29 protein-coding genes are annotated in these 24,639 nt (G+C 62.9%); 13 read left to right on the top strand and 16 right to left on the bottom strand.

Annotation, left to right across the window (positions count from 1 at the left end; all coding sequences use genetic code 11):
• Positions 1-2: 2 nt before the first annotated feature.
• Genes FHP91_RS16790 through mltG form a run of 4 tightly spaced genes read right to left on the bottom strand, consistent with a single transcriptional unit; the run spans position 3 to position 3,044 of the window.
• A complete protein-coding gene (locus FHP91_RS16790) occupies positions 3-362 on the bottom strand; it encodes a PilZ domain-containing protein (RefSeq protein WP_144310657.1) in 360 nt (119 codons plus the stop codon).
• Positions 359-1,405, bottom strand: coding sequence for a DNA polymerase III subunit delta' (gene holB / locus FHP91_RS16785; protein ID WP_144310656.1), 1,047 nt, complete (start codon positions 1,403-1,405; stop codon positions 359-361). The genes FHP91_RS16790 and holB overlap by 4 nt, the downstream gene beginning before the upstream one ends.
• Positions 1,402-2,034 carry a dTMP kinase gene (gene tmk, locus FHP91_RS16780; RefSeq protein WP_144310655.1) on the bottom strand — a complete coding sequence of 211 codons (633 nt, stop codon included), beginning with the start codon at positions 2,032-2,034 and terminating at the stop codon, positions 1,402-1,404. The genes holB and tmk overlap by 4 nt, the downstream gene beginning before the upstream one ends.
• Positions 2,031-3,044: an endolytic transglycosylase MltG gene (gene mltG / locus FHP91_RS16775; RefSeq protein ID WP_144310654.1), complete on the bottom strand. Its 1,014-nt coding sequence runs from the start codon at positions 3,042-3,044 to the stop codon at positions 2,031-2,033. The genes tmk and mltG overlap by 4 nt, the downstream gene beginning before the upstream one ends.
• Positions 3,045-3,177: 133 nt before the next feature.
• On the opposite strand from mltG, the gene ygfZ reads away from it, so the two are divergent.
• Genes ygfZ through FHP91_RS16760 form a run of 3 tightly spaced genes read left to right on the top strand, consistent with a single transcriptional unit; the run spans position 3,178 to position 5,251 of the window.
• Positions 3,178-4,224 carry a CAF17-like 4Fe-4S cluster assembly/insertion protein YgfZ gene (gene ygfZ / locus FHP91_RS16770; protein WP_246116346.1) on the top strand — a complete coding sequence of 349 codons (1,047 nt, stop codon included), beginning with the start codon at positions 3,178-3,180 and terminating at the stop codon, positions 4,222-4,224.
• Positions 4,221-4,499, top strand: a complete 279-nt coding sequence (locus tag FHP91_RS16765; protein ID WP_144310652.1) for a DUF4936 family protein — start codon at positions 4,221-4,223, stop codon at positions 4,497-4,499. The genes ygfZ and FHP91_RS16765 overlap by 4 nt, the downstream gene beginning before the upstream one ends.
• Entirely contained in the window at positions 4,490-5,251 is a 762-nt protein-coding gene (locus tag FHP91_RS16760; protein WP_144310651.1) for an NRDE family protein, read from the top strand. The genes FHP91_RS16765 and FHP91_RS16760 overlap by 10 nt, the downstream gene beginning before the upstream one ends.
• Before the next feature lie 4 nt (positions 5,252-5,255).
• Here the strand turns inward: FHP91_RS16760 and FHP91_RS16755 are convergent, their stop codons facing one another.
• Genes FHP91_RS16755 through tadA form a run of 3 tightly spaced genes read right to left on the bottom strand, consistent with a single transcriptional unit; the run spans position 5,256 to position 6,623 of the window.
• Positions 5,256-5,681: a GNAT family N-acetyltransferase gene (locus FHP91_RS16755; protein WP_144310650.1), complete on the bottom strand. Its 426-nt coding sequence runs from the start codon at positions 5,679-5,681 to the stop codon at positions 5,256-5,258.
• Positions 5,678-6,154 carry a L,D-transpeptidase gene (locus FHP91_RS16750; protein WP_144310649.1) on the bottom strand — a complete coding sequence of 159 codons (477 nt, stop codon included), beginning with the start codon at positions 6,152-6,154 and terminating at the stop codon, positions 5,678-5,680. Before FHP91_RS16750 ends, FHP91_RS16755 begins: the two co-directional genes overlap by 4 nt.
• Before the next feature lies 1 nt (position 6,155).
• Positions 6,156-6,623 (bottom strand): tRNA adenosine(34) deaminase TadA, encoded by a 468-nt coding sequence (gene tadA, locus FHP91_RS16745; RefSeq protein ID WP_144310648.1) that lies wholly within the window; start codon positions 6,621-6,623, stop codon positions 6,156-6,158.
• Positions 6,624-6,734: 111 nt separating this feature from the next.
• Between tadA and FHP91_RS16740 the strand changes: the two genes are divergently transcribed.
• On the top strand, positions 6,735-9,599 hold the full coding sequence (locus FHP91_RS16740) for a PAS domain S-box protein (protein WP_186301594.1): 2,865 nt from the start codon (positions 6,735-6,737) through the stop codon (positions 9,597-9,599).
• 13 nt (positions 9,600-9,612) lie between these two features.
• Here the strand turns inward: FHP91_RS16740 and FHP91_RS16735 are convergent, their stop codons facing one another.
• Both FHP91_RS16735 and FHP91_RS16730 read right to left on the bottom strand, forming a co-directional pair.
• A complete protein-coding gene (locus FHP91_RS16735) occupies positions 9,613-9,801 on the bottom strand; it encodes a DUF6116 family protein (RefSeq protein ID WP_144310646.1) in 189 nt (62 codons plus the stop codon).
• 89 nt (positions 9,802-9,890) lie between these two features.
• Positions 9,891-10,184 carry a hypothetical protein gene (locus FHP91_RS16730; protein ID WP_144310645.1) on the bottom strand — a complete coding sequence of 98 codons (294 nt, stop codon included), beginning with the start codon at positions 10,182-10,184 and terminating at the stop codon, positions 9,891-9,893.
• A 302-nt stretch (positions 10,185-10,486) separates the two neighbouring features.
• Here FHP91_RS16730 and FHP91_RS16725 point away from each other — a divergent pair, with 302 nt between their 5' ends.
• The 4 genes from FHP91_RS16725 to FHP91_RS16710 are packed head-to-tail and all read left to right on the top strand — an operon-like array spanning position 10,487 to position 13,190.
• A complete protein-coding gene (locus FHP91_RS16725) occupies positions 10,487-10,777 on the top strand; it encodes a hypothetical protein (RefSeq protein ID WP_144310644.1) in 291 nt (96 codons plus the stop codon).
• Positions 10,778-10,804: 27 nt separating this feature from the next.
• Positions 10,805-11,530, top strand: a complete 726-nt coding sequence (locus tag FHP91_RS16720) for a peptidase (protein WP_144310643.1) — start codon at positions 10,805-10,807, stop codon at positions 11,528-11,530.
• Between the two features lie 8 nt (positions 11,531-11,538).
• The gene (locus tag FHP91_RS16715) at positions 11,539-12,387 is read left to right on the top strand and encodes an N-formylglutamate amidohydrolase (RefSeq protein WP_144310642.1); all 849 of its coding nucleotides are present in this window, start codon (positions 11,539-11,541) and stop codon (positions 12,385-12,387) included.
• Positions 12,384-13,190, top strand: a complete 807-nt coding sequence (locus FHP91_RS16710; protein WP_144310641.1) for a transglutaminase-like domain-containing protein — start codon at positions 12,384-12,386, stop codon at positions 13,188-13,190. The genes FHP91_RS16715 and FHP91_RS16710 overlap by 4 nt, the downstream gene beginning before the upstream one ends.
• 15 nt (positions 13,191-13,205) lie before the next feature.
• On the opposite strand, the gene FHP91_RS16705 is transcribed toward FHP91_RS16710, so the two are convergent.
• Positions 13,206-13,895: a Crp/Fnr family transcriptional regulator gene (locus tag FHP91_RS16705; RefSeq protein WP_144310640.1), complete on the bottom strand. Its 690-nt coding sequence runs from the start codon at positions 13,893-13,895 to the stop codon at positions 13,206-13,208.
• A 577-nt stretch (positions 13,896-14,472) separates the two neighbouring features.
• Here FHP91_RS16705 and FHP91_RS16700 point away from each other — a divergent pair.
• Complete coding sequence (locus FHP91_RS16700; RefSeq protein ID WP_222105233.1) at positions 14,473-14,676, top strand: hypothetical protein; 204 nt, start codon at positions 14,473-14,475, stop codon at positions 14,674-14,676.
• Positions 14,677-14,879: 203 nt separating this feature from the next.
• Here FHP91_RS16700 and FHP91_RS16695 read toward each other — a convergent pair whose 3' ends face one another.
• Positions 14,880-15,593 (bottom strand): Crp/Fnr family transcriptional regulator, encoded by a 714-nt coding sequence (locus FHP91_RS16695; RefSeq protein WP_246116345.1) that lies wholly within the window; start codon positions 15,591-15,593, stop codon positions 14,880-14,882.
• Between the two features lie 603 nt (positions 15,594-16,196).
• On the opposite strand from FHP91_RS16695, the gene FHP91_RS16690 reads away from it, so the two are divergent.
• From FHP91_RS16690 to FHP91_RS16680, 4 genes are all read left to right on the top strand, one after another.
• A complete protein-coding gene (locus FHP91_RS16690; protein ID WP_246116344.1) occupies positions 16,197-18,701 on the top strand; it encodes an EAL domain-containing protein in 2,505 nt (834 codons plus the stop codon).
• Between the two features lie 246 nt (positions 18,702-18,947).
• Positions 18,948-19,220 (top strand): hypothetical protein, encoded by a 273-nt coding sequence (locus FHP91_RS21185; RefSeq protein ID WP_186301593.1) that lies wholly within the window; start codon positions 18,948-18,950, stop codon positions 19,218-19,220.
• Between the two features lie 322 nt (positions 19,221-19,542).
• Positions 19,543-19,857 (top strand): BON domain-containing protein, encoded by a 315-nt coding sequence (locus FHP91_RS16685; RefSeq protein ID WP_144310638.1) that lies wholly within the window; start codon positions 19,543-19,545, stop codon positions 19,855-19,857.
• Positions 19,858-19,916: 59 nt separating this feature from the next.
• Positions 19,917-20,054 carry a DUF3422 family protein gene (locus FHP91_RS16680; RefSeq protein WP_144310715.1) on the top strand — a complete coding sequence of 46 codons (138 nt, stop codon included), beginning with the start codon at positions 19,917-19,919 and terminating at the stop codon, positions 20,052-20,054.
• 231 nt (positions 20,055-20,285) lie between these two features.
• On the opposite strand, the gene FHP91_RS16675 is transcribed toward FHP91_RS16680, so the two are convergent.
• The 5 genes from FHP91_RS16675 to guaA form a co-directional block, all read right to left on the bottom strand.
• A complete protein-coding gene (locus FHP91_RS16675; RefSeq protein WP_144310637.1) occupies positions 20,286-20,576 on the bottom strand; it encodes a YqjK family protein in 291 nt (96 codons plus the stop codon).
• Positions 20,573-20,983, bottom strand: coding sequence for a phage holin family protein (locus FHP91_RS16670; RefSeq protein WP_144310636.1), 411 nt, complete (start codon positions 20,981-20,983; stop codon positions 20,573-20,575). The genes FHP91_RS16675 and FHP91_RS16670 overlap by 4 nt, the downstream gene beginning before the upstream one ends.
• A gap of 4 nt (positions 20,984-20,987) precedes the next feature.
• On the bottom strand, positions 20,988-21,299 hold the full coding sequence (locus tag FHP91_RS16665) for a DUF883 family protein (RefSeq protein ID WP_144310635.1): 312 nt from the start codon (positions 21,297-21,299) through the stop codon (positions 20,988-20,990).
• 100 nt (positions 21,300-21,399) lie between these two features.
• Positions 21,400-22,635 (bottom strand): AI-2E family transporter, encoded by a 1,236-nt coding sequence (locus tag FHP91_RS16660; RefSeq protein ID WP_144310634.1) that lies wholly within the window; start codon positions 22,633-22,635, stop codon positions 21,400-21,402.
• 414 nt (positions 22,636-23,049) lie between these two features.
• Entirely contained in the window at positions 23,050-24,612 is a 1,563-nt protein-coding gene (gene guaA, locus FHP91_RS16655; protein WP_144178399.1) for a glutamine-hydrolyzing GMP synthase, read from the bottom strand.
• Between the last annotated feature and the right edge of the window lie 27 nt (positions 24,613-24,639).

Raw genomic sequence — 24,639 nt, 5'->3', positions numbered from 1 at the left:
GGTCAGAGCGTATGCGTGGGGCGGTTGGAGCCGAGGTGGCCGGCCAGAATGCTTTCGATGCGTCCGCGCAGCAGCTTGCTGGCGTCGTCGTCGGAAAAATGCACGCCGGCGCCCTGCGTCTTGCCGCCTTGTACGCCATGCGGCGTAATCCACACCACCTTGCCGGCGACGGCATGCTTGGCCGGGTCGTCCATCAATTGCAACAGCATGAACACTTCGTCGCCGAGCTTGTAGTCGCGCGTGGTCGGAATGAAAATGCCGCCGTTTTTCAGAAACGGCATATACGCGGCATACAGCGCCGACTTGGAGTTGATGTTCAGTGAAAGGACGCCGGGACGGGCGCCAGCAGCGGGTTTGTTCATGAACGGCCTCCGGGCCTGCTGACGGCACGGGCGTACCGCAGCAACATGTCTTCAATCAAAAGCCGGGCGTTCAACGGGTGCTTGATGACCCGCCGAATCTGCACCATGGCATTGTAACAGTCGAGCATAACGGCACGATCGGCACCGGCTGAACAGCGATCAAACTGCGCCTGGCAATCGGGGAAGTAACGCGCCTGCCCACCAAGCACAGTGGAACTCAGATCCCACACCCACCGCAGCATCCAGTCCGCCAGTCGTGGGAGATCAAAATCGGCCGCGACCGCTTCCTTGCTGCGCAGCCAGGCGTCCCAGTCGCCGGCGAGCATGAGCGGGTCCCTGCGGCCGATTCGACTCACATCATCGACAAAGCGCTGGCGCATGGCCGCGCCGTCGTTGCCGGCGAGTTGTGCTGCGGCCAAAGGCATGCCGCCGGTCAGCGCCAGCAACTGGGTGTCGGCGCTGCCCATGGTGTCCTTCAGCCAGGCTTGCGCGGCCTCGACGTCGGGGCGGCCGAAGTCCCACTGCTGGCAGCGACTGCGGATGGTGGGCAGCAGACGGCGTGGCGCCGACGACACCAGCACGAACACCGTGTGCTCGGGCGGCTCTTCGAGCAGCTTGAGCAAGGCATTGGCGGTGTTGCCGTTCATGGCTTCCGGCGGATCGATGATCACTACCCGGTCGCCGGATTGATGGCCGGTGACGGTGAGCTGTTCGCGCAACTGGCGCACCTGCTCGATCACGATCTGGGTCGAGGGTTTGGTCTTGCTGGACGAGGTCGTCTCGACCGGTTCAGCCTGGTCGGCCTCGGGAATCAGGCGCCGCAGGTCAGGGTGATTGCCCGACAGCCGTAGCCGGCAGCCGGTGCACACATCGCAGGCAAAGCCATCGACGCCAGGTGCGGAACAGAGCACATGCGCGGCATAGGCCTCGGCGAACACGCGCTTACCCTGCCCCGGCAAACCGGCAAGCAAAATGGCATGCGCCCGGCGCGCATCGGTGGCGACGAGGCGATGCCACAGTGCGGTATGCCAGGTATGAATCATGTGAAAAAGCGCTCGGCAAGCGTGGCGCCGATCTTGGCGGCGATGTCGGCCGGCGGTCGGCTGGCATCGATCACGCAGAAGCGCTCGGGCGCCGCCGCCGCGCGCACGAGATAGGCCGCGCGCACACGCTCAAAGAAATCGCGCTGCTCGCGCTCGAACCGATCGGGCGCCGCACCGGCGCTGGCCACGCGGGCAGCCGCAATAGCCGGATCGAGGTCGAACAGGAAGGTCAGATCGGGTTGAAAATCCGGATGAACCCAGGCCTCAAGCGCGGCGAATTTCGCCGCATCCAACCCCCGCCCGCCGACCTGATACGCGTACGTGGCATCGCTGAAACGATCCGACACCACCCAGCGCCCGGCCGTCAGTGCCGGCGCAATTCGCTGCGCCAGATGTTCGCGACGCGCGGCGAACATCAGCATGGCTTCAGTTTCAATATGCATGGCTTCATGCAGCAGCAAGCCACGCAACTGCTCGCCAAGTGGCGTGCCACCGGGCTCACGGGTCTGCTCCAGCGAGATACCGCGCGCGTCGAGCCAGGCGCAGGCACCGGCGATCTGGCTGCTCTTGCCCGCGCCGTCGATGCCTTCAAACGTAAGAAACCGCCCTGGCGCGCTGGCACCACTCATGAACCTTTCCTTTTCTGTGAAAGTTGAAACTCGCGCACCGCCCGATTGTGTTGCGCCAGATTTTTCGAGAACTCCGAACTGCCGTCGCCACGCGCCACAAAGTAGTAGAAGTCGGACTCGGCGGGGTTGAGCGCCGCTTCAATGGCTGCGCCGCCGGGCATGGCAATGGGTGTGGGCGGCAAACCGGCACGGGTATAGGTGTTGTAGGGCGTGTCGGTTTCAAGGTCGCGCCGGCGCAGATTGCCGTCGAATTTTTCACCCATGCCGTAGATCACGGTCGGATCGGTCTGCAAGAGCATGCCGACGCGCAAGCGGTTGATGAACACCGAAGAAATCAGGGGTCGATCGGCGCCCTGCCCGGTTTCCTTTTCAATAATCGAGGCCAGAATCAAGGCCTCGTAGGGCGACTTGAGCGGCAGGCCTTCGGCCCGCTTCGACCACAGGTCGTTCAGGCGCGATTGCATCTGGCCATAGGCCTGACGCAGCAAATCGAGGTCGGAGGTGCCGCGCTCGAAGTGGTAGGTGTCGGGAAAAAACAAACCTTCGGGATGCGCCTCGGAGGCGCCAATCTGGCGCAGCAACTCGCCCTCATCCATGCCCTTGCTGTCGTGCGCCAGATCGGCATGCCCGTCGAGCAGTGCCCTGACCTGGCGGAATGACCACCCCTCGATCAAGGCCAGGCTTTGCAGCAGCACATCGCCGCGCACCAGTTTTTCGACAATCTGCCGGGGCGAGACGCCGTTCTCGAAAGCGTAGCTGCCGGCCTTGATCCGATTGGCGTGACCGCCGACACGGGCAAACCAGTACAGGGTCGAGGGGCTGACCGACACGCCGGCATCGGCCACGGCGTTTGCCGCCTGGCGCATGCTGGCGCCGCGGGGAATCTGGACTTCGACGCGCTCGTTCGCGACAGTCAAGGGTTGGTCAATCAACCAGACAAGAGATGCGGCAGCGGCGGCGATGACCAGCACCGGCAACATCAAGGCCAACAGGATCAGGCGTTTTTTCATTCACGTCTGTCCGGGCATTGCAGCCCCGACTTTTCAAGCACATCAGAAAGGAAAAGCGCGGCGGAAAGATGCCGACGCGCAGTGCGCCCTATAATATCGCATTCATTCCCGCACCGAGCGTATGCAGACCACCATGGACCACTGGACTCAACTTCTCACAAGTACCGATCTCCACCTCGACGGCACTGTCGTTTGCAGCGCCAAGCCGTCGGTCGATGTGGTGCGCGCACGTGACGGCGACGTCATGGTGCCAATGACGCACCTGGGCCTGATCGACGCTGTCGGCGATGACGCCACGGTGTTCCTGCACAACCTGTTTTCGAACGACGTCAAAAAGCTCGGGCCCGATGCCGCCCACTGGACCAGCTTCAACAGCCCCAAGGGGCGCATGCTGGCGAGCATCTTGCTGTGGCATGGCGAGGCCGGCTACCGCCTCGCGCTGTCGGCCGACCTGCATCCGGCCCTGCTCAAGAAGCTGTCGATGTATGTGTTGCGCAGCAAGGTCAAACTGAGCAATGCCCAGCCAGAACGCGCGCTGGTCGGCCTGAGCAGCGCGATGCTGTCGGACCGGCTCGGCGCCGCCAAACTGCCCGTGCCAGCCGCGCCAATGCGCACCGCCAGCCGCGATGGCGTCACGGTCATCCGTCTGGATGCGCGGCGCGCGCTCGTCGATGCACCGGTCGATCGACTCGGCGACGTCTGGGGCGCACTCGGCGCTGCCGGCGTGGTACCGGCGGCGACGCAGGCCTGGCAGTGGCTCGACGTGCAGGCCGGCATTCCGGTGATCACCGAACTGACGCAAGACGACTTCGTCGCGCAGATGCTCAACTACGAGCTGATCGGTGGCGTGAACTTCCAGAAAGGCTGCTATCCGGGGCAGGAGATCGTGGCGCGCACCCAGTATCTGGGCAAGCTCAAGAAGCGCATGTACCGCCTGACCGCCCCCGCCAGCGCCGCGCCGAACATCGGCGACGAACTCTACGCACCGGCCTTTGAAAGCCAGGCCGTCGGCAAGCTGGTGACGGTGGTGCCGTCGCCCAATGGCGGCTTTGAGGCCCTGGCAGTGATGCAGATGCAGGCAGCCGATGGCGGTGAAATCCACCTCGGCGCCGTCGACGGCCCCAAACTGCGCCTGGCCACCCTGCCCTATGCGCTCGATGTGGCCCAACGGGACGCATGACGGATCTGTACGTGTATTACCGGGTGGCCCGGCCTCGTCTGACTGAGGCCCGGGCTGCCGCGGCCGCGGTACTCGATACGATGGCCGCTTCCAGCGGCGTCACCGGCACGCTGCATCAGCGTGCTGACGATGCGCTCACCTGGATGGAGGTGTATCGGAATATCCCCGACGCGGATCCGTTCCTCGTCACGCTCGATGCGGCTGTCGACGCCGCCGGCCTGATGGCTTGCCTCGACGGCGAACGCCATGTGGAGCGCTTTATTTTATGTGCCTGATCGCCATCGCCTGGCAACAACACCCCGACTATCCGCTGATCGTCATTGCCAATCGTGATGAGTTTTTTGACCGCCCCGCGGCCCCGGCACACTGGTGGCCGGACCCTCCCGGTTTACTCGCCGGTCGCGACCTGCGCGGCGGAGGCACCTGGCTTGGCGTGGGCCGCGATGGGCGCTTCGCCGCGCTGACCAACTATCGCGACCCCAAACAAAATCGTGCGGATGCGCGCAGCCGGGGTGACCTCGTGGTGCGCGCGGCCACAAACGACCAGTCTGCGGCAGCCTTCGGCGCGCAGGTCGTCGCCGAGCGCGAAGACTACAACCCCTTCAATCTGCTGGTGTCCGACGGCGACGCACTGGTCGCGGTCGAGAGCGTCACAGGTCAAAGCCATACGCTGCCGCCCGGCGTTCATACCCTGAGCAATCATTTGCTCGACACGCCCTGGCCAAAGGCCCTGGCCGCCCGCCGGGGGCTGGAAGCAGCCCTTCGCACCGAGCCTGACATCGATACTTTGATCAACATCCTGCGCGATGATCGCCCGGCGCCGGACGCCGCACTGCCAGACACCGGCGTGCCGCTAGCGTGGGAGCGGATGCTGTCGAGTTGCTTTATTCGCGCCCCCGGTTACGGCACCCGTTGCACCAGCATCGTGATGCGCTCGGCGACCGGGCAGATGCGCTTTGTGGAAGCGCGCTGGCACACCGATGGCTCGCCAGATGGCCGGACTGACGAGCAGTTCGATATCGCCTAGAAGCTCACGCCGGGCGCAAGACCCGCCGCATGCTCACATGCGGCAAACCTGCCTCCATGAACACCTCGCCGGCTTCGACAAAACCATGGCGACGGTAAAAATCGCAAGCATGCGTTTGCGCGTTCAGGCACACCTCGGCCATCCCGAGGCGCGCAGCCTCGGCCATCAAAGCGGTGAGCACCTGGCTCCCCAGACCCGAGCCCCGATGCGCGGCGGCGACCGCCATGCGCCCGATATGACCATCCGGCAGCAGGCGCCCGGTGGCGATCACCTCATCATCCGCGCCATACAAAGCAGCATGGCGCGACACCACATCCAAGGCGTCCCGCTCAATACTTGCCGGCACGCCTTGCTCGACCACAAACACCGCCTCGCGCAGCGGCATGACGCGCGCCTGTGCGGCCGACCAGTCCAGTACGTCGAGTTTCATCGAATATCCACCTCGGTCGACGTATCGACCAATTCAAACAGTTCCACCACATCGCGATTGCGCATCCGGATGCAGCCGTGCGAGCGCGGCTCGCCCATCGGCTCGGAATCGGGCGTGCCATGGATATAGATGTAGCGCTGCATGCTGTCGACCTCGCCAAGGCGGTTGCATCCCGGCTCGAGCCCCGACAACCACAGAATCCGGCTCAGAATCCAGTCCCGCGCCGGCTGCGCCGCCGACAAGGCGTCCGACCAGATTTCACCCGTCGGGCGGCGCCCGACAAACACCGAACGGATCGGCAAGTCGCCACCGATGCGCGCCCGGATTCGATGACGCCCGCGTGGTGTGCAGCCAGAGTCCTTGCACTCGCCCGGACCGTTAAGCGCAGTGGACACCCGGTAGCGGCGCAGCACCGTCCCGTCTGCGTCGTGCAGCCTCATGGTCTGGCTGGCCAGGTCGATGACGAGTTTCATCTCACGCCTTCTGCCGGGCCATGACACGGCGCAGCGCAAAAAATTCGGACAACATGCGACTGCACTCATCCGCCAGCACGCCGCCTTCGATGCGTGCATGGTGATTGAGACGGGTCTCTTCGAACAGATCGAGCACGCTGCCCGCGACGCCGGTTTTGGGATCGCGCGCGCCATAAACGATACGGCCGATGCGCGCATGCATCATCGCGCCCGCGCACATCATGCAGGGTTCCAGCGTCACAAACAGCTCGCAGCCCGGCAGGCGATAGTTGCCCACGCGCGCGGCGGCGTCGCGCAAGGCGACCACTTCGGCGTGTGCGGTGGGATCATGCCGACCGATCGGCTGATTGAAGCCGCGACCGACCACTTCGCCCTGACAGACGACGATCGCACCGACCGGCACCTCACCCGCGTCGGCTGCCTGACGGGCCAGATCCATTGCCATCGCCATGTACGCTTCGTCATGCATTGCTCAAGTTCGCCCCAAATAGTTCGTCATTTTACTCATAGTGCCGCCCGCGCATCCGCGCCTGCGAGGCTACACTGAACCACTTTGGCATGTGTCCACGGTATAGACGCATTGAAAACCTTCGCGCCATTCAATCCATTCGTCGTGCTCGGTCTTGTATGGGGGCTGTGGCTCGTCGCCCAGATCCTGCTGCCGCACGCAGCGGGTGTCGCCTTGACGCTGCTGCCCGTCGCGATCTCGTGGCATTGGCTGCGACCCGATCCACAACGCGGCGCCAGCGCGTCGGCCACGACCGAGTCATCCGGACCCAACACCGTTCAAGCAGCGCGCGCCGACACCCTGGCCAGGGACGTTGATGAAGCGCTCGCCTGCCGTGGGCATATCCTCTACCGCCTCGACCTGCGCCGAAAAGCCTACGATTATATTTCCCCCAACGTCGAAGCCTTGGTCGGCCAGGCGCCAGCGGTACTGACCGACGACGGCGGCTGGTCGCATATTCAAGCCCGCATTCCGCCTGCCGACGCGGCACACATCCGCTCGCGCATTCGCACCGCCCTGAGCGAGACACCGACCGGCCCATGCGACATCGAGCTCGAATACCGCCTGCGCGATGCCCAAGGGCAAACCCGCTGGCTGCGTGACTCGGTTCGTCTGGTACGCGATGACAGCGGGCGTGTTTGCCATACCACTGGCGCCGCCATTGAAATCACCGAAACCAAAACCGCCGAACAACGTGTTCTCGTCACCCTGCGCGCCATCGGCGACGCGGTCTTGGCCACCGATGTTGAAGGCCGAATCACGCTGTTCAATCCCGGCGCCACCGCGCTGACCGGATGGCAAGAGGCCGAAGCCGTCGGCCGCCGCCTCAGCGAGGTGCTCACCTTCGCCCCCACCGTCGACCATCGGCCCGCAGCGCTGCCTGTCGACGCCGTCCTGAAAACCGGCGTCGTCATGCGCTGCCCTGAAGCGATGATGTTGATCGCGCGAAACGGGTGTCGCATCCCGGTGCTCGACAGCACGGCGCCCATCCAGATGGCCGGCGACCCCGCCCCTGTCGGGGTGGTGATCGTACTGCGCGACGAACGTGCCAGCAGCGAATCGTTGCGCCGGCTCAACGAGAGCGAAGCCCGCTATCGAACCCTGGTCGAGAGCTCGCCGGTCGGCATCTTCCACTTCGACCGCGAGCACCACATCACCTTCGTCAATTCGCGCTTCTCCGACATCCTCGAACGCAGCGCCGAACAATTGATCGGGCTGGACCTGAAAACCCTCGCCGATGAGTCCGTTCTCCCGGCGGTGCGCGCTGCGCTCGAAGGGCACCAAGGCCGGTACGAAGGCCCGTATCACGACCGGGAGAGCGCACGGGACATTCGCTTTTCCATTCGCACCGCACCCGTGTTCGACACCCCGGGCAATGTCGTCGGCGGGGTCGGCATCGTTGAGGACTACACCGCCCGCTACGATGCCGAGCGCAAGTTACGCGAGAGCGAAACCCGCTACGCGCTCGCCATGCGCGGCACCAATGAGGGCCTGTGGGACTGGAATCCGCTCACCATGGAGCTCTTCCTGTCGTCCCGCCTCATGGCGCTGCTGGGCGAAGCGGCCGAATCGCTGCGCACCACCAGTGACGCCTGGTTGGCCCGCATGCACCCGGACGACCGGGATGTGTATTACCTGCGCATGGTGGCTCATCTCAAAGGCGAAACCCAGCACTTCGAGCTGGAGTTCCGCATGGCCACCCACGACGGCAGCTACCGCTGGTTCCGCTCGCGCGGCATCGCCCAACGCGACGAACAGGGCAACGCCTACCGCATGGTCGGCTCGATGGGCGACATCACCGCCCGCAAACGCGCCGAGATGCAACTCACCAACGAACTGGCCTTCTCCCGCACCTTGGTCGACAGCCTGCCGGTCGGGCTATGCGTCGCACAACGCGATGGCAGCCTGACCCTGCTCAATCCTTATCTATGCCGTATCACGGGCTATACCGCGGACGACCTGGGCGCACTGGCGCTCACCGACCTCATCATCGCCGAAGACCGCCCGGTCATACAGCAACGCCTTGAGCGTGCCTACGACGAAGGCGCTGCCTGGGCCGAAACCCAGGTCGAATCGCGCGACGGTCGGCATCTGCCGGTCAGCTTTCTGGCCCGGCGCGTCACGCTGCACGATGTCGATCAACTGCTGTGCATCACCACCGACATTTCGGAACGCAAAAACGCCGAGCAGCAGATGCGCAATCTCAACCGGGAACTCGAAAGCCGCGTCACCGACCGCACCGCTCAGCTGGCGGCGGCCGTCAAGGAGCTGGAGACCTTCAGCTACTCCGTGTCACACGACCTGCGTTCGCCCCTGCGCGCCATCGACGGCTATGCCCGCATTATTCGTGACGACTACCGCGAGGCCTTCACTCAGGAAGCGCATGTCCTGTTCGAGCGCATGCTCGCCGCCGTCGCACGCATGAGCGATCTCATCGACGACTTGCTGGAGCTGTCCCACGTGTCGCGGCGACCGCTCAACCGCAATGCCATCGATTTGAGTGCCATGGCCGAACAGGTAGTCGAAACCCTCGCGCAAGCCAAACCCACCCGCCAGGTCAGCATCCATATCGACCCCGGCATGACGCTTTTTGCCGACGCCAAACTGCTGCATATCGCTATTGAGAACCTGCTCGGCAACGCCTGGAAATTTACCGCCAAAGTCGCCGACGCCGAGCTCCGCTTCTTCAGTTTCAAGGAGAACAAAGAGGCCGTTTTCTGCGTTGAAGACAACGGCGCCGGCTTCGACATGCGCTATGCCGACAAACTGTTCGGCCCCTTCCAGCGCCTGCATACCGATCGCGACTTCGAAGGCACCGGCATTGGCCTGGCCACGGTATCGCGCATCATCCAGCGTCATGGCGGTCGGGTATGGGCCGAAGGCGAAATCAATCGCGGCGCGCGCTTCTACTTCACGCTGGGCAGCATCGACAAGTAAGCCCCCCGTCCGCTCAGCGCCGCCCTTTGCGCCACAGGCCGAACAGCACGGTGAGCAAGCCGAACAGCAACTCGTCGGCAAACGGTAACGGATCGGGCACCAACAGGTCGACGATGAAGAGCGTGGCGGTCAGCGCGAACACCTGCGGAAACCGCAGGCGCCCGGCCCATTGCAGGATCGCGCCGATCAAGGGCGTTGCCATCGCCATTCTCCGAGAGGTTCGCCGGCCGGCAAATCGCCCGCGGCATTACCGTATCGTAACGCGCATCGGCTTTGCGGGCCGGCGCCCGATCAATCGTCGTCATCGTTTCGGTCACGGCGATCTCGCCGGTGGGTCTGGACCGGCATCGGCCGATCTCCAAAGGCCGCGCGGAACACCTCCGCCGCCGTAAACGCGCAATCGGGGTGCTCGGACAGCGTATCCAGCATGGTCGTATCCGGTTTGGCCCGGTCGCCGACCTGCGCCTGGATCCGGGCACGGATCTGCTCGCAGGTTTCGGTCCGCGGTGTTGCCGCGTGGGCCTGCCCTGCCAGCAAGGCAACGAGTGCAAGCGCGGAGAGGGATTTGAAGCAGGTGGTCGTCATGGCGAGCTCCGGTGTGTGGTCGATGGCTGCACTATGCCGGCGAGGCGCTGAACGACTCCTGAATCCTCCGTTCATCCCGGGTTCATCCACGCCGCAACCAAGCGCAGGCCCGTGGGGGCGCGCCACGCGAGCACTCCAACGCACCGGGTCATCCGCTTGAACAAATACTCCTGCCTATGTGCGCCAGCGCATAGAACGGTGCCGTCCGAGGGAGCAAGCTGGGCCAACACGATCAGCAACGCCCATCCGCCAACATACGTGGCCGGGCGAGGCGTTCTCATGCAAATCACCGACAAGGCGGCATGGACAAGAAGCAATTCACCATCGAAATGGCAAATGAATTTCATCGGCGCATGGCGTCCATCATCGACGCTGTCCAGGCCGGTATCTGGGAGGCCGGCCTGCACGATCTGCTCGGCTACGATTCCGACTACGGTTTCGGCCAGCAGCGCGGCATACAAACCCTGGTCCTGAAAACGGGCCACCGCTCCGCCTATCTTCGACTGTACTGGGACGCCATCCTCGGCGAATCCCAAGCCGACCGACAGCTTGTCGACGACGCCGTCAAACGCGCCATCAACACCTTGGTCTGAGCGCTCTTCGCGCATCGAGGCACCGTCATGACCTACTGCGTCGGCATCCAGCTCGACAGCGGATTGATTCTCGCGTCCGACTCGCGCACCCACGCCGGGGTCGACAACTTCGCCTGCTTCAGCAAGATGAGCGTGTTCGAGCGCCCCGGCGACCGGGTGATTGTGCTCCTCAGCTCCGGCAACCTGGCAGGCACCCAGGCGGTCATCGGTCTGCTCAAGCAGCGCGCCGCCCGCTCGGCCGACGGCAGCCTGTGGCAGGCCGAGTCCATGTTCGACACGGCGATGCTGGTGTCGGATGCCATGCGAGAGGTGGATCGACGCGATGGCCAGCATCTGGCGGAAAGCGATGTCGGTTTCAACGCCTCGTTCATTCTCGGCGGCCAGATCGTGGGCGAGCCGCCACGTCTCTTCCGGATCTACGCTGAAGGCAACTTCATCGAGGCCGGCCAGGAGACGCCCTATCTTCAAACGGGCGAAACCAAGTACGGGAAGCCGATCATCGACTGGGTCATTACCCCGGCCACCCCGCTCAACGAGGCGGCAAAGTGCGCCCTGGTGTCTTTCGATTCCACGATGCAAAGCAACCTGTCCGTCGGCATGCCCATCGATCTGCTCTGCTACGAGCGCGACAGTCTCGAAGTCCGGATGCGTCGCCGCTTCGATGTCGGAGATGCGTACTTCGGTGCGCTCGGCAAGCAATGGAGCGAGGGCACGCGCCAAGTGTTCCGAGACCTGCCCGACCTGGACTGGTAGGGCGCTCGATGAGCACGCCCCCCATTCTGCGCAGCGCGGACCATGACCATGAGACAAACGCGCGGCTGGTGATCAGCTGCGAGCATGGCGGCAACCGGATTCCCGCGCGCTATCGTCACTTCTTTGTGGCTCACCAGGCCGTGCTGGCAACCCACCGCGGCTACGACGCAGGCGCCCTGCGCATGGCGCGAGAACTGGCCGCCGTATTCGACGCCCCGCTGGTGTTTGCCACGGTGAGCCGCCTGCTGGTCGACCTGAATCGCTCTGTCGACCATCCTCATCTCCATCTGGCACAGATCCGAAGCGCACCGGCCAGCGTGCGACAGGACATATTGCGCCAGCACTACCTGCCGTACCGGCACGAGGTCGAGCACCGCGTCAGGCAAGGGATCGCCGACCACGGCCGGGTGATCCACCTCGCGTCACACAGCTTCACCCCGGAATTGAACGGCAAAGTGCGCCATGCCGACATCGGGCTGCTCTACGATCCGGCCCGGCCTGGCGAAGCGCAGTTTTGCGAGCGCTGGAAAATGGCCCTCAAGCAATGTGCCCCGGCACTCGTCGTTCGCCGCAACTACCCTTACGCCGGCAAAAACGACGGGCTGGCCCGTCACCTTCGCCGCGCGCTGCCGCCCGACACCTATTTGGCGATCGAGCTGGAAATCAACCAGAAACACGTCGCCGGCAATGCCCGCGCATGGGCCCGGCTGCGACAGGTGATCATCGACGCCCTGCGCCAGGCCCTCGGCCGCCCCGGGCCCGATACCGCGTCCAATCCGCAGCCCCCCTCCCCCTTCCCCTCATTGTCAGCACCGACCACCGGGCCGTGCCGGCGCAACGCAGGAGCACCCCCATGAAGATTCGCATTGGCTACGAACTGATCTACGAATGCCCTCAACCAACGCCCATGATCCTGAGCTTGAGCGTGCACTACTCGCGCGTGTCGGACATCATCAGGCCGGACCATCTGATTGCCGATCCGCCGGTCCCGATCACCGCCTATCGCGACAGCTTCGGCAACTGGTGCAGTCGTATCATCGCGCCCAAGGGCCTGCTCAAACTGTCTACCGATGCCCTGGTGAACGATACGGGCCTGCCCGACAGCATTGTTCCCGAGGCGAGACAGACACCGGTGGAAACGCTGCCCGACGAGACCCTGCTGTTTCTCCTGGGAAGCCGCTACTGCGAGACCGATCGCCTGTCGGAAACCGCCTGGGCGCTGTTTCACACGTCACCGCCGGGATGGGCGCGCGTCCAGGCGATCTGCGATTTCGTTCACCACCACATCGCGTTCGGCTATGAACACGCGTGCTCAACCAAGACGGCGTGGGAGGCCTACCACGAGAAAGCCGGCGTCTGCCGCGACTACGCCCATCTGGCCATCGCCTTCTGTCGCTGCATGAATATTCCCGCCCGTTACTGCACGGGCTACCTTGGGGATATCGGCATGCCGCCGCCCTACGGCCCGATGGACTTCGCCGGCTGGTTCGAGGCCTATCTCGACGGGCACTGGTACACCTTCGATGCGCGCAACAACATGCCGCGCATCGGGCGGGTGCTGATCGCCCGTGGCCGCGACGCGGCCGACGTGGCCCTCAGCAACACGTTCGGCCCCAATACCCTGAAGCAATTCCAGGTGACTACGGACGAAGTGTCCTAGCCGAGCCCCGCCCCGCTAACCCATCACCTTGGCATAGACAGTGTTGTCGGCGGCATAGCACCCGCAGCACACGGATTCCAGCGCCGGCCGATCGACGATCGTGACATCGCCACGCCGATAGCCGATCAACCCGCGCGCCTGCAGCGAGGATGCCGCCTTGGTCACACCGACGCGGCGCACGCCGAGCATATAGGCGAGAAATTCATGAGTGACATGGAATGTTGGCGAATGGGCACGGTCACCGCTCATCAAGAGCCAGCGGGCGAGACGCGCCTCGACCACATGGAAACGGGCGCAGGCTGCCGTTTGCGCCAGCTGGCCAAGGACCACCGCGATATAGTGCTTGAGGATGCCCTGGAGCGCCGAGCTGAGCGCCAACTCGTGGCAAAACCGCGCCGCATCCAGACGCAAGGCCATGCCCTCGCCCTGCACCACGGCATGGAAGGAAGAGCGATCCACGCCGAGGCTCAGCGAAATCCCGAGCATGCCTTCATCGCCGACCAGACCCACCTCCAGGCCCGAATGGCCGCTGACGGGCATAACCAGGGAAATGAAGGACTGGGTCGGAAAATAGACATGACGAATGGGATCGCCTGGCTCGGTCAGAACGTCTCCAAATGCGAGCCCCACCGACTCGCAGCCCGACAAGAACCGCCGACGATCCTTGGAAGGCAAGGCTGAGAGCAGGCGATTGGCCGGGGGCATGGCGGTGCTCCTGAATGATTGTCTTCGCAGCTTGAACGCGCTCAGGCGCCGACGTCTGGACGCTGGCGCACAGAAGGGGCGATCCGTGGGCAAATGGGCTGCGCTCCGCAAGGGACGCGGGCGATCGAACGCCTTCATGACCACCGCGTCGCTCTCGCAGGCGCGGCGCTCCAGCCCCGGTCGTTCGAGCACCGTGATATGAGCTCGCCGGCAATCGGCGAGGATCGGGTGCCGCTCGCCGGCGAGGAGCGGCGCGATTACCGACTGGCGAGCCCGGGTGACAGGGTGCCGTTCAGCATCGGATGCCTGCGGGCAACGGACAACCCTGGCTCTGTACGGCAGCAGACGGACAATGGGGGGACGGATCCCTAAGCTCGTTTCATCGGAGCCCGCAGGCCCGGAGCAATGCGAAATCGATGAACGCAGCGCGCCCCGGGCGATGACACGTGTTTGTCCGGCTCGACCTACCGATGCGGCACGCCCAGGCTCACCCATGAAGGAACGATATGAACACGCTCAACGTCAACAGAATTGCCCTGGATCTTGGCTTCGCGCCAAGGGGATCACGAGGAACTACATGATGATGAAACTTAAAAGACACACTGGCGCAGCCTTGCTCATGGGTGCGTTGCTCGTCGCATTGTCCGGCTGCCAGAAGGACGAAGGCCCGATGGAACGGGCCGGCAAGGAAGTCGACAAGGCGATGGAAAAAACCGGACAACAGATCGAAAAGGCCGGCGACGCCATCCAGGATGCCGCCAAGGGCGACGACAAGAAGTAATCGATGCGCCGCGCCCCACGGGTACCGCTACCGGGGTGCGATTTCGCCTAGCGGCCGCGACCGGGGCTGCCGGTTTCCGCCTCCCGTGCGGCCAGAAGCCTGGGCTGCTTTGACGGATGCTCACCCTGCGGGCTTGGTGGCCCCGGGGCGTCCCTCCTGTCCACGGGGAAAGCCCGGAATGGATAAGTTGCCATACAGTGCCGCTAGTCTGTATAGGGCAACAGCCGGTCGAACTCCTTCTTCACCACCGCGTAGCACTCACAGGCCCGTGCTTCCAGACCGGCACGATCCAGCACCGTGATGTGGCCCCGGCGGTATTCGATCAGACCCGCCCGCTGCACGTTGCCGGCGGCCTCGGTGACCCCCTCGCGGCGCACGCCGAGCATGTTGGCGATCAGCTCCTGGGTCATGACCAACTCGTTGGTGGGCAGACGGTCGAGAGACAGCAACAGCCAACGGCAGAACTGTTGGTCCAGGGAGTGATGCCGGTTGCACACGGCCGTCTGGGCCATCTGCGTGATCAGGGCCTGGGTATAGCGCAGCAGCAGGCGCTGCATCGGCCCGGCGCGCAGGAATTCGTCCTTGAGCAACTGCCCCGGCAAACGGTAGGCAAGGCCGGCGCTTTGCACCACGGCCCGGCTGGGCGTGGTTTCGCCGCCCATGAAGAGGGATACCCCGACGACCCCCTCGTTGCCGACCACGGCGATCTCGGCAGACGCGCCGTCTTCCATCACATACAGCAGGGACACGATGGCCGTGGTCGGAAAATAGATATGGCGCATTTGCGCGCCGGATTCGTACAGGACGTGCCCCAGCGGCATCGGGGTCTCTTCCAGCTTGGAGAAAAGGCGCTCGCGGTCTTCAACCGGCAAAGCGGCAAGAAGGTGATTCTGGCGCGGGTCTTGGATTTCAGGCACGGGTGTTCTCCAAACACAGCAATGTGCGAAAGCCCGTGTCGGAACGACAGCCATTCCAGGCTTCCGCCGTGTTTTACTTTAAACAGGCCGGACAGGCCATGTATGTGCGCTTTCGTACAGACCAGCGAGACATTGAGCGGGCCGCTGCCTACAGCATACCGCGCCCCGCATCGAACAAGCTTGCCGTTACCGCCCGGATTCTGTTCGACACCGCACAGATCTTCGCGGATGGCACCTTTAGCCTATACAAGCCGTCGCGAGTTCCGATCTCCCGGCGGCGCAGGATCGCCTCGCCACCCGAGCCACCGACGGTGGTATGCGGAGGCCTGTGTGATGAACACAATCGGACGAGAGGACACATGACATGAGCCGCGACATCTTTGCACAGAGCCGGGTGTCGTTCAGAGGCGGGGCCATCGCCAACAATGCGCCACTGCCGATCGAGTGTTTGGGCACAGCCGGCCGGGATGGGCGTATACGTTTCCTGCGCCTTGGCCTCAGACACGCGACCGAGGCTGCTCTTCGGACGGGCGTGCAGCGACGCCCGATGCGCGACACGCTCCGGCTGAGGGCGCACGCGGAACACTCCGGACACCCTGAGCCGTGAAACCGGCCCCGCTCCGGCTCCTTCTCGTCGAGCATGACCGCTGCGCCGCCGAAACGATGCCTCTGGCGCTGACGGCGGCGGATCGCACCGCCTATCGGGTTGAGCGGGTAACGGGGGTGGCAGATGCCCTTGCCCGGCTGAATCAGGACGGATTCGACGTGATCGTGCTCGACAGCGCACTGCCGGATCGGCATCAGAGTGTCGCCGCCTTGAGACAGGCGACGCCGCATGCGCTGATTGTGCGCTTCAGCGCAGAGCACGAAGGCGGCATTGAATGGCGGGTCGTCGGCGATGGCACCCAAGGGCGTATCACCCACGACGATGCCGACGCCGACCGATTTCTCCCCGCCCTGGCGACGCTTGTCGCACACCGGGCGAGCCAGGAAGCGCTGCATCTCAGCGAGGCGCGTTTTCGATCGATCAGCGAAGCATCTCCCTTGGGCATCTTCGTGTCGGACGATCAGGGGGCATGCATCTACACCAATCCCGCCTATCACAAGATCTCTGGCCTGAACTTTGGCGAGACTCACGGAACGGACTGGAGCATGGCTATCCACCCGGACGATCGCCCGGGCGTGCTCGCCCAGTGGCATGACGCGTTACGGAATCAGACCCCCTTCCAGGCGGAGGCGCGTTTCGTGCGCGGGGACGGAAGCGTTGTTTGGACCCGTCTCAACCGTGCCGTCACGCAAGACGGCGCGATGTGCCTCGGGCATGTGGAAACCGTGGAAGACATCAGTCAGCGAAAAGCGACCGAAGCGGTGCTGCGCGCAGCGGAGGACGATCTGTTCACCGAGCGGGAGCGCGCTCAGGTCACGCTCAATTCCATCGGCGACGCCGTACTGAGCACCAACATGCTGGGGAACGTGACCTACCTGAATTCGGCCGCGGAGACCATGACCGGCTGGCCGCTGGCGGATGCGCTGGGTCGCCCGTTGGCCGAGGTCTTCCGGATCGTTGACGGCACGACCCGTCAGATCGCGCCCAATCCGGCACAGCGCGCCATCTCGGAGGACCGTACCGTGGGCCTTGCCGCGAATTGCCTGTTGATCCGCCGCGACGGCACCGAATCGGCTATCGAGGATTCCGCCGCGCCGATCCACAACCGCGACGGTCAGGTGGCGGGCGCCGTGATCGTATTTCACGATGTCAGCAAATCCCAGGCGGCGACGATCAAGCTGGCCCATCTGGCGCAGCACGATTTTCTCACCGGCCTCCCCAATCGGGTATTGCTGACCGAACGGATATCCCAGGCGATCGGCCTGGCCCACCGGCATCACGCTCAGGCGGCCCTGCTCTTCATCGATCTGGATCACTTCAAGAACATCAACGACTCATTGGGCCACGGCGTTGGCGATCAATTGCTCAAGGCCGTGGCCGAACGTCTGTCCCGATGTGTGCGCGCCACCGATACCGTGGGCCGCCTGGGGGGCGACGAATTTCTGATTCTGCTGCCGGAAATCGATCAACCCGAGGATACGGTCTGGGTTGCCGAAAAAATCCTGACCTCCCTGGCCGCGCCCTTCCTTGTTGGTGAGCACGAACTGCATGTCACCCCAAGCATTGGCATTGGTATCTATCCGGTCGACGGAATCGACGTCGATACCATGATGCAGAGCGCCGATACCGCCATGTACCACGCCAAGAGCAAGGGGCGGAACAACCATCAGTTTTTCACCGCCGAAATGAACGCCCGTGTCGTGCGCCGACTGGCCGTCGAGAGCCGGCTGCACCGCGCCCTCAAGCACGACGAATTCGAGTTGTACTACCAACCGAAGATGGATCTCGTCTCAGGAAAAATGACCGGGGCCGAAGCGCTGATTCGCTGGCGCGATCCTGAGCTCGGCCTCGTCTTTCCCGATCAGTTTGTGGCGATTGCGGAAGAATGCGGCCTCATCGTTCCCATCGGCCGCTGGGTGCTCCGGGAAGCTTGCCAGCAAATCCAGACCTGGCTAGCAAATGGCTGGCACGCCGTGCCGGTGGCGGTGAACATCTCGGCGGTCGAGTTCAGGCACAAGGACTTTCTGACGAGCTTCGCGCGGACGCTGAAAGAAACCGGTGTGCCGCCCCGGTTCGTGCAGGTCGAGTTGACCGAATCGCTGCTCATGCACAATGCCGAGTCGTCCATGGCAGTGCTGCGCGCCCTCAAGCGCATGGGCATCGCGCTTGTCATCGACGATTTCGGTACTGGCTATTCCAGCCTGAGTTACTTGAAACAGTTCCCCATCGACACGCTGAAGATCGACCAATCCTTCGTGCGCGACATTGTCAGCGATGGCGACGATGCGAGCATCGTTTCCGCGGTCATCGGCATGGGCATCAAGCTCAAGCGGCGCGTCATTGCGGAGGGCGTTGAGACGCAAGAGCAACTCGCCTTCCTCCTGGCGCAGCACTGCGACGAAGCCCAAGGCTATCTGTTCGGATATCCCGTGCCCGCGAAGGAGTTCGCGCTATCGCTCGATCAACAGGTGCATGGTTTGCAGGACTGTGAGCGCGAATAAGGCGCCACACCGCCCGAATACGGGGTTTGACCGCGCGGAGGCGCTCGGCAGCCGTTGTGATCGTTCGGACGCCGGTCCCACCGATCAGCAGCACCGCCCTGGTGATCGTCGCGATCCGGCCGGTCCACCCAGATGAGCGGTCCCGATGGTGCCCGCCGTCCACCTGCGGACGATCGTAGGCAACGCAGCCGGCGACAAGCCCGGTAGTGGCCATCGGCAATACCGTCAATGTGATCGTGCTCCTTCGTGAACGACATGCATGGCTCGACAGCCGCCGTCTCGCCCGGGCCGCCGGCTTGTGCCATGTCGTTCATCCAGAGCATGGATTTTGTCCTGGATGTCGATGCGACATCCAGGGTGAATTCTGAAACGCCTTGCGGCGATTTCGACGTCTTATCGAAAGCCGAAAAACGACAATACGGCCAGGACGACGACGACCAGCCCAACGATATAAATGATGCTGTTCATAGCAAGACCTCCACGGATTGGATGACCGAATCGCAGCTCTCGCGCGATTGACGGCATCGACGCCAAAGCTACGCGCCTTGCCACGGCGGTTCAGTACGCTGGCACACACAGATGACGCGTTTCGCCCTGCCTCGGAAAACCCGCTGCAGGCGGCTCTGCGGCGCGCTGGTGCAGCCTTGTGTGCGCCAGCGTACCGATTCCGTCGGCCGGCGTGGCTATGCTGCCTACAGGTTTCGACACAAGCCGCGGAGGCGTTCGATGAACGCTTGCCGCGAACCGGGATGTCCTGACCAACGGCGTCGCGAACAGGCCCCTGAGTTGGCCATTTTCGATACGAAACAAGCCGTTCCATTTGCCTCTGGAGAGAATCACCATGAAATCATTTGGCAAGTACCTATCGGCCGCTTTTCTGGCAGTGACACTGGTGACAGCCGTCGGCTGTGCCTCCACCAGCAGGCAGGAGGGCATGGGTGAATACATGGACGACAGCGTCATCACCTCAAAAGTCAAGGCGGCCATCTTCAACGACGGCATGCTGAAATCGGCTGAAATCAACGTCGAAACATTCAAGGGCGTGGTGCAACTGAGCGGGTTCGTGAGTACCCGGGCGGCTGCCGACAAGGCGATCGAGGTCGCACGTGGCGTCAGCGGCGTGAAGTCCGTCAAGGACGACATGCGCGTCAAGTAAGCGACGGCCGGTTGCCCCATTCGGCAACCGGCCAAGGCTGAAACCATCGCCTCGTGACCATGGCCATCCCTGCCAACCATCCGCAACGTTTCGCCCTCAACGACGAGTTGCACGCCCGTCCATCCGAGGAGATCGCCATTCCGGAGCAGGCATTGTCTCTGGCGCTCGCCACCGCCCAACCGACTGTCGGAATATGAATGCATCGTTGAGCGGGGCACACGCGACGGTGTGCCCCCCCCCTTGCGCGGGATCTCTACCACTTCAAGGCCGAGGTCTTCGACGACATCGCGGGCTTCCGCTTTCTGCGGCCATCTCACTGCAACCGCGTTGACTTCAGGCCGGTGCCATTTGCACAAAACACGGTGATTGTGCTGCCACCGAAACACCTCGGGAGTCGCCCCCCACAGGAAGGCCACGCCTTCCTGAAGTTATATTCGCGTCCACCGCTTGCGCACGATGCTGAATAATTCCCAAGCTGTAAACACCTGGCCGACCCTGACCAACCAATGGGATCTGGACACACGCACCAGCAACGAGCCCGCCGCCATGGCCAGTGCCGGATGGCTGCGCAGCACCTGACCGACCGCAAAACCTCTATCCGCCCATCGAAACGTCGATTGCAGATCCGCTGCGATCGAGGACATCTCGTCGCGCTGCGCCGCCGCCTGCCCCACCAGCTTCTCACGGCGGCGGCGCAGATCGTCTTTCCGTGCGCTCATGGTCGCGGGCTCAGCCGTTCACGGTCTTTGCGCAGTTCGCTCAGGCTCGCGTTAAACAACCGTGGATGGTGCTTCAGCTTGCGGCGCAGAAACCATGCAGCACCGACGCCGGCGCTCAGATAGAGCGCAGCGAATACCCCCAGTGCCACCAATCGATGATCGTCCCAGAACGCCATCAGAACGAATGACGTCGCAAGCAGCACGCCAAGGCCGAGGAAAAACAAGGCCACTTGCTGGAGGAGAAGCAACTCCCGGATTCTGCCCCCCTCCTCTTCCAGCTCCGTGGAGAGAATTTCCATCCGAGTACGCAGCACCTCTGCGGCGCTTGCCAACAGCCGCTGCAGCGACGCCAATAGCCCCGGCGATCGGGGCGTGGTCGATTCGGAATTGCTGTCGCTGTCTGCCACGTGCTTAGCGCCGACCGCTCAACATGCCGAGCAGTAGTCCGAGGGCGCCGGCAATCGCCACCGCCTGCCACGGATTTTCTTGCACAAGCTGCCCAGTCGCCTTGGCCGCCGCCTTGGCCTTGACCAGGACATCGTCCTCCAACGCATTGAGTTTGCGCCGGACCTCACGTAAATTTTCTTCGGCCCGATCTCGAACAGCAACGATTTTTCCACCGGTCTCATTCGCGGTTAACTTGAGCAGTTCTTCCGCATCGTCAATGACCTTCTGGAAATCCTCGATCAGCTGGTCGCGCGCTTCCTGTGTTTCAGTCGCCATGGTGAACTCCTTGACAGCAATCTGCAGATCGAAACATTCGAACTGCACTCAATCCTGAACGCCACTCCATCTCTGCAAAATATTCGCCCGCAAATACCACCTATTCGCCCAGCAGCTCGGCCACCGGTTGCAATTGCACGACGTTCTGGGACACCACTTTCACGATAACGATGATCGGGATGCTGAGCAGCATGCCCCAGACGCCCCACAGCCACCCCCAGAACAACAATGAAATGAATATTGCGGCGGTATTCATTTTCGCGATCTTTCCGGTCATCCAGGTCGTGACGAAGGTGCCAACGGCTGTCGCAATCGCCAGTGACCCGCCCGCGACCAGCAGTACCGTTGAAAGGTCACCAAACTGTATAAAGGCCGCCATGCCGGTCGCCGTAGCCGTCACGGCCGGGCCAAAATACGGAATGAGATGCAGCAAGCCCGCCGCAACGGCCCAGGCCCCGGCATTTTCCAGCCCAATCCAGCGGAATGCGAGCCACGCGAGCAGCGCGACCAGCATATTGGTGGTCAGCAGCATGAACATATAGCTCTGGATGGATTTATTTATATCGTCAAGGATGTTAACCGTGATCTTCCTGCGCGACAGGGACGGTCCGGTGAGCCGCACCAGTTTTCGCTTGAATGTGTCCGCCGACAACAACAAAAAATAGACCAGGAACACCACCATGATCGCCTGACCTGCAAAGCCCAATACTCCTTTGGAACCCGCCCAGAGATAGTCATTGAGTTTGAAGGCCGGCGGATCGATGACGACATGGGTGGCACGAGCTTTCGGCGCAATGCCGGTCATCTGGGAAGTCGCCTTTTCCATCTCGGTCGCGGCGGCCTGAACGTTCTGCATGTTCTCTTGCTGCCCCTTGCCCATGCTGGCCAGCCCGGCGGAAAAGCGGCTGGTGGTTTCAGGCAACTGAGCCAGGATCTTCTGCACCTGCCCCTGCAAGGCGTAGGAGCCAAGCAGTAATGTACCGACAACGCCTGTCATGACGATGCTGGCGCTGAAAACACGGGGGATCCTGAAACGCTCGAACCACACGACCAGTGGATTCAACGTGTACGCGAAGAGAATGCCAAGCAGCAGTGAAATAACAAAGCTCTGCGCCCAGCTCAACGCAAAAACCACGGCGACTGTTGACAATATCGCCAGCGACACGCCACCTGCGTCCACCAGTTGCCGAATCACCGTTGCAGGCGGGACACCGGATGCACTGACATTATTCCGCGCCGTTGCCGGGGAAACCGGTGTTTTTGCTTCATCCGGCGTCTCGGGGGAAGGCGCATCGGGCGCCCCGCAAACGGCATCTGAAATGGCAGCGATATTCATGGTCTCTTGGATAGTGCCTCGTCAGTTCTCGCAGACAGTCGGTCGATGTATGAACACAGGCAGCACATCAATATTCTTGCTGCAGATGTGGCTCGCAGTTCGCCCATGCCGGCTTAGATTGCTGGAGCTTAGGTCGAGAGCGCATCATCGTCTGTCTGCTGGCGCACACAGCGATCGACGCCCCTGCCAGAACCACCTGTCGTGGCCATGAATCGCTAGGGGTGGGAGTTGCAGACTGGGGCGAGCGGTTGACGCTGATCACATGGGCCGACTCGTAGCCACATGCATTCGGCAAATTTGCCCGCGCGGGAGGAAGGTGTTTGGGCGCAAAGGCCCCGCAAACCAAAATGCTTGAAGAATCTTGCTGCAAGTGAGAAAAAAGCCTGGCGTTTTCAGGCGCCAGGCTTCGTCAGTTCACTCCCACTCGATCGTCGCTGGCGGTTTGCCGGAGATGTCGTACACCACCCGGTTGATGCCGCGCACTTCGTTGATGATCCTGTTGCTGACCCGCGCCAGCAGCGTATGCGGCAATTCGGCCCACAATGCCGTCATAAAATCCTGCGTCTGCACGGCACGCAAGGCAACCACATACTCGTAGGTGCGGCCGTCGCCCATCACGCCGACACTCTTGACCGGCAGGAAGACGGCAAAGGCCTGGGAGGTCTTTTCGTACCAGTCGGCAGCGCGCAGCTCGTCAATGAAGATGGCATCGGCACGACGCAGCAGGTCGGCGAATTCCTTCTTGACCTCACCAAGGATGCGTACGCCCAGGCCCGGCCCCGGGAAGGGGTGGCGGTAAACCATGTCGTGCGGCAGGCCCAGGGCAATGCCCAGCTCACGCACCTCATCCTTGAACAGCTCGCGCAGCGGCTCAAGCAGCTTCAGGTTGAGCGTCTCGGGCAGGCCACCGACGTTGTGGTGGCTCTTGATGGTGTGGGCCTTCTTGTTCTTGCCGCCGGCCGATTCGATCACGTCAGGGTAAATGGTACCCTGCGCCAGCCAGCGCGCCTTGGGCAGCTTCTCGGCTTGCGCCTGAAAAACCTCAACAAACTCTCGACCGATGATCTTGCGCTTCTGCTCCGGGTCACTCACGCCCACGAGATGGCCGAGGAACTGCTCGGTCGCATCCACATGGATGACCTTGACGCCCAGGTTACGGCCAAAGGTAAGCATCACCTGCTCGGCCTCGTTCAGACGCAGCAAACCGTTGTCGACAAACACGCAGGTCAGCTGGTCACCGATCGCACGGTGAATCAGCGCAGCCGCCACGGAAGAATCCACACCGCCCGACAAACCGAGAATCACTTCCTCATCACCCACCTGCTCGCGGATGGCCGCGACGGCTTCGGCCACGTAGTCGGGCATGTTCCAGTCATGACCGCAACCGCAGATGTCGTGCACAAAGCGGGTGATGATGTCCTTGCCCTTGAGGGTGTGAGTCACTTCGGGGTGAAACTGCACGCCATAGAAGCCGCGCTCTTCGTCTGCCATTGCCGCAATCGGCGTGGATGCGTTGCTGCCGATCAGGCGAAAACCCGGTGGCAGTTCGGTCACCTTGTCGCCATGGCTCATCCACACATCCAGCAGGCCGTGGCCTTGGTCGTTGCTGCGGTCCTGGATGTTCTCGAACAGCTTCGAATGCCCCTGGGCGCGCACCTCGGCATAGCCGAACTCGCGGGTTTCGGAGCTTTCGACCTTGCCACCGAGTTGCGCGGCCATGGTCTGCATGCCATAGCAGATGCCGAACACCGGTTTGCCGAGTTCGAATACGGCCTGCGGTGCGCTTTCGATCTCGCTGTACACCGAATTCGGACCACCCGAGAGGATGATGCCGTCCGCGCCAAAATTGCGCAGAAACTCGTCGGACACGTCGCAGGGGTGAATTTCGCAATACACCTGTTGTTCGCGCACACGACGGGCGATCAACTGGGTGAACTGGGAACCGAAATCAAGGATGAGGATTTTCTGATGCGCCATGGTTTTCGCTCAGCTGGAAATGGAAAA

The organism is Denitromonas halophila, assembly GCF_007625155.1.
GTDB lineage: Bacteria > Pseudomonadota > Gammaproteobacteria > Burkholderiales > Rhodocyclaceae > Nitrogeniibacter > Nitrogeniibacter halophilus.
This window is presented reverse-complemented; position numbering and strand designations above follow the sequence as displayed.